This window comes from Vallitalea longa, assembly GCF_027923465.1.
GTDB lineage: Bacteria > Bacillota > Clostridia > Lachnospirales > Vallitaleaceae > Vallitalea > Vallitalea longa.
This window is the reverse complement of the sequence record NZ_BRLB01000037.1, coordinates 1-4,703: the sequence shown is the minus strand read 5'-3', so window position 1 is coordinate 4,703 and position 4,703 is coordinate 1. Positions and strand designations below refer to the sequence as shown.

The 4,703-nt window shown below is 30.4% G+C and carries 3 protein-coding genes; all 3 read left to right on the top strand.

The window, feature by feature from the left end:
- Nucleotides 1-2,235, top strand: a 2,235-nt coding sequence (locus QMG30_RS24675) for an S-layer homology domain-containing protein (RefSeq protein WP_281819889.1), incomplete at its 5' end; no start/stop codon positions are given.
- Nucleotides 2,236-2,630: 395 nt separating this feature from the next.
- Nucleotides 2,631-4,067 (top strand): S-layer homology domain-containing protein, encoded by a 1,437-nt coding sequence (locus tag QMG30_RS24670; RefSeq protein WP_281819888.1) that lies wholly within the window; start codon nucleotides 2,631-2,633, stop codon nucleotides 4,065-4,067.
- 8 nt (nucleotides 4,068-4,075) lie between these two features.
- Nucleotides 4,076-4,703 (top strand): hypothetical protein (locus QMG30_RS24665; protein ID WP_281819886.1); only part of this gene is annotated, 628 nt, incomplete at its 3' end.

The window sequence follows — 4,703 nt, the reverse complement described above, 5'->3', positions numbered from 1 at the left end:
GACCAATACGGAAATGTAATGGATGAAAATATAAGTTGGTCATTAAAAGCACCAGTACCAGGAGTAAGTATAAATCCTATAACAGGGTTATTGGAAGTAACCAACCAAGCAGATGCAGGAACAGTTATAGTAGTTGCATCTAGTGATGGAATGCAACAAGAAAAACCAGTAAAAATAGAAAAAGCAGAAATAGAAGTAACAAATATCATTATAGATGGAGTTAGCAGTATAAATGTACCAACCCAAAAGAATAGTCCAGAAATAACTGATTATAATGCAGTAATAAAAGATCAGTATGGAAATGTTATGGATGAAAATATAAGTTGGTCATTAAAAACATCAGCAAGTGGAGTAAGTATAAATTCTACAACAGGGTTACTGGAAGTAACTAACCAAGCGGATGCAGGAACCGTTGTAGTAGTAGCATCTAGCAATGGAATGCATGAAGAAAAAATCGTAACAATAGAAAAAGCAGAACCAGAAGTAACAAATATCATCATAAATGGAGCTAGCAGTATAAATGTGCCAACAGAAATAACAAGTCCAAATGAAACAGAGTATAAAGGTATAGTAAAAGATCAATACGGAAATGTAATGGATAAAAATATAAGTTGGTCATTAAAAACGCCAGCAAATGGAGTAAGTATAAATACAGAAACAGGGTTATTGGAAGCAACTAACCAGGCAGATGCAGGAACAGTTACAGTAGTAGCATCTAGTGATGGAATGCAACAAGAAAAACCAGTAAAAATAGAAAAAGCAGAACCAGAAGTAATAAATATCATCATAGATGGAGCTGATAGTATAAATGTACCAACAGAAATAACAAGTCCAAATGAAACAGAGTATAAAGGTATAGTAAAAGACCAATACGGAAATGTAATTAGTCAGGATGTAAGTTGGTCATTAAAGATACCAGTAAAAGGAGTAAGTATAAATCCAGAGACAGGGTTGTTAAAAGTAACAAATGATGCTTCATATCAGTTGATAATAATAATGGCAAATGTTGAAAATATTATATGTACTAAGCTAGTAAAAATAAATAAAATACCAATACTAGAAGTGGATGATGAATTAAATGTATTATTAGGTATAGATGGAACAATGGAGTATTCATTGGATAATGGAAACATTTGGTTTTCATATGAAAAAGAAATAACTTTTCCTGGTTGCATTACAGTAAAAGTTAGATACAAGGGAATTGACGAATTAACACCAAGTGAATCAGTAGAAGTAATATTTACAAAGAATACACCATCAGCACCAAATGTAACAGGAAATGATAATACAAATAAATTAATAGGTGCAGACGGGACAATGGAGTATTCCAAAAATAATGGAAATACATGGATATCATATGAAGAAGGGGCAACTTTCTCAGGTAACGTAACAGTCCAAGTAAGATACAAAGGAACTGAACTATTAACAGTAAGTGAAATAAAAGAAGTAATCTTTACTAAAAATAATTCTTCATCTGGTGGAGGAGGACATAAACCACCTTCATCAGGAGGTAATAATGGTAATAATAAATCACCAGAAACAGATGAAACTGATAACAATGGTTTAGAAGAAGAATTAATAATAGATGAGCCAACAACACCATTAGGTGCTATTGAATACTATGATCCATATATAAAAGGATTTCCAGATGGTTCATTTAAACCAGATAAAGCAGTAACTAGAGCTGAAGTAGCTGCAATGTTTGCAAGGATATTAAATTTAAATACGGAAGATATTAATGACTCTAAATATACAGATGTAAGTAGTGAGCATTGGGCAAATAAATATATTCAAGCCATAACAAAAGCAGGCATATTTAAGGGATATACTGATGGTACATTTAAGCCTAATGAGCCAATCAAAAGATATGAAATAGCAATTGTATTCTCTGGATATTGGGATTATGTTGGTGCAGAAGTTGATGATGGTCAAAGCATATTTACAGATATATCAGGACATTGGGCACAATCGTATATTAATAAATTATATAATGCTGGTGTCGTAAATGGTTTTGGAGATAAAACATTTAGACCTGATACAGATACTGCCAGAGAACAAATAGTAGTAATGATTAATAAGATTATTGCTAGACCTACTTTAGATACAGTAGAACCTTCATTTACAGATGTAACAAATGGACATTGGGCATTTGGTAATATAGAAGCAGCTTCAGTAAAATTTAATAAAAAGTCAGTAGATAAGGTAAACAATGATAATAAAGAAAATGATAATTAAGATAGTAGCATTAATATATAATGAAAATATGTTATGAATTTTAATTATGCATTTGATAAATTGATTACTTAACTACAAATTAAAAATTCCTTCTAATATCTTTTTTAGAGGGAATTTTTTTGTACCAAAAAATAAAAAATATAGTTATTAAATATTTTATTTTTAAAATATACTCTTCTAAAGTGCTTTAAATAATTTTGTTAGGATACTATTTGTAGTTACTTATAGTTAAATGCATTGCTATACTTAAATTTGATTTATTAATTTTAGAATATTTTAATTGCATAAATTTGGAAAATATATTAAAATATAACATATATTATGTCTAATAATGATGAATAAGAGTAAAAAATGAAAGTTTATTGTAATACAAATAAGAAGGGAAGTAATAACCTATGAAGAAGTCAATTGTATTAATTATTTTATTAATATGTTTAACTGTTAACACAATGGGTGTCCACGCAAATGATGAAATTATATTTTCAGATGTACCAGAAGATAATTGGGCTACCCAGAACATCAAATACCTTGTATCCAATAATGTTATCAATGGTTTTCCAGATGGAACATTCAAACCTAGTTTCAATATTAACAAAGACGCTTTTATAAAAATGGCTGTCACAGCTCTAGGTTATACAAATATTGAAAACGATTCAAAATATTGGGCTACCAACTATATAAATAAAGCTATAGAACTAGGTTTAATCAAAGAAGATCAGTTCTTTAATTACCAAGAACCTATTACCAGGGAAGAGATGGCTAGTATCATTGCAAAAGCTATAGATGATACAGGAAATGAAAAAGCAAGAAACCTTATTGAAGATTATGTGAAAGATTTCTCTTCGGTTTCTTATTACTACAAAGAAGATGTTAAAGATGCTTATCTTCTAGGTATCATAACAGGATTACCAGATGGAACATTTAAGCCACAGAATTATTCAACAAGAGCGGAAGCAAGTGCTATTATTCATAGAATGATGGATAAGTGGCAGAGGAAGCCTTTTAGAGCGATTCAAGAAGATGCATCTGATGAAAATGATAATGATAGTAGTGTAAGTGATAATAACGGTCATGAAGATAATAGTTCTAATAAGGACAATGGTAATGAGGTAGATGAGAGAAATAATGGATCTGGTACAGAAATAGATGAAGATACACAGATTGAGTATGTTCATAGGGTAGAGGATGGGGAAGTTATTTATAGTTCTGAAAAGATTATGAAGATATTAAAGGAATATCCATTAACACCTAATCAATATTCTAATGACTTTGAAGAAAATAATCGCATATGTACAAAATTAGATACAAAACGTATGGGATATACTCAAGCTTCAAAAGATGCAAAAGAATTTATTGAAACCTTATTTACAAGAGACTATAAAAAACTAGATAAAGAAAAATATGCCGAAACACTTTTGTACTGGTTAAGAGCATGGTGGAATTATAGAGATACATCATTAAAGCCAAAAGAATTTACTAAACTATGGGTAGGTGAAACAGAAAAATGGAAAGTGCAGCAAGATATTATTTTTGTTACAGATTCTTACAGAATGGGTTTGATTAATGATAGGTGTCATGAGATTTTAAGAGGTCGTTTATATTTTAGATATAATAATCATGAAAATCCAGATAACATTAAACATGAACTTGAATTACCAGAACAGATGTATAGTCAAGTAGAAAATTTACAAATGGGAAAATGGTATTATGTTGATGTTGATGTGGAAATGGGTAGACCAATGACTAATCTAAATATAACATGGGAAACAAGCAAATATATGTTGCATAGTTATCATTATCTTAATGATATAAGATTAGTTGAAGGACAGTAGGTGAATAAATGAAAAAAAGAATTTTATCATGTATTGTTATATTCATAATAATTATAAGTAATAGTTCATATGAAGTTTATGGTGGTTGGGGTGATGATACCAACAAAGCTGATGTTGTTGAAGATCCTAATGATGGACTTCAATACCTAGTCTTTGACGTAAACTCCAAAACCAGTACAGCCCAATACAAATACAAAACCATAGGATGGGATATAACTTTCTATCCTGAAGGAGAAGACTCTAGAACAGCTCGTATAGATTATGACTTTGCAAATCATGGTGGTAATAACAATGTCAAAATACTGCTTGAAGATGTTTTTAATCAGATAAGTGAATCAGTAGATGAAAAAGATAGGTTAAAACAAAAAGATGGCTACCTGATAGCAGATGCAATACAAATAATACTTATCAACGATGTACCTATGGGAACAAACGGTAAACCTATTAGCTATTGGAATGGCGATTTCAAAAGTCTGCTAGAGAACAACAGCCAAGATGCAGAAATATTTACTGATGAAGCTTCAAACATATTGAATGGATTACCTAATGGAATGAAATGGGGACCCAATACACAAAAAAACCTAAAATACTACTACAACCAAAAAGCTCCTTATGATAAACTCTATTCAATAATTA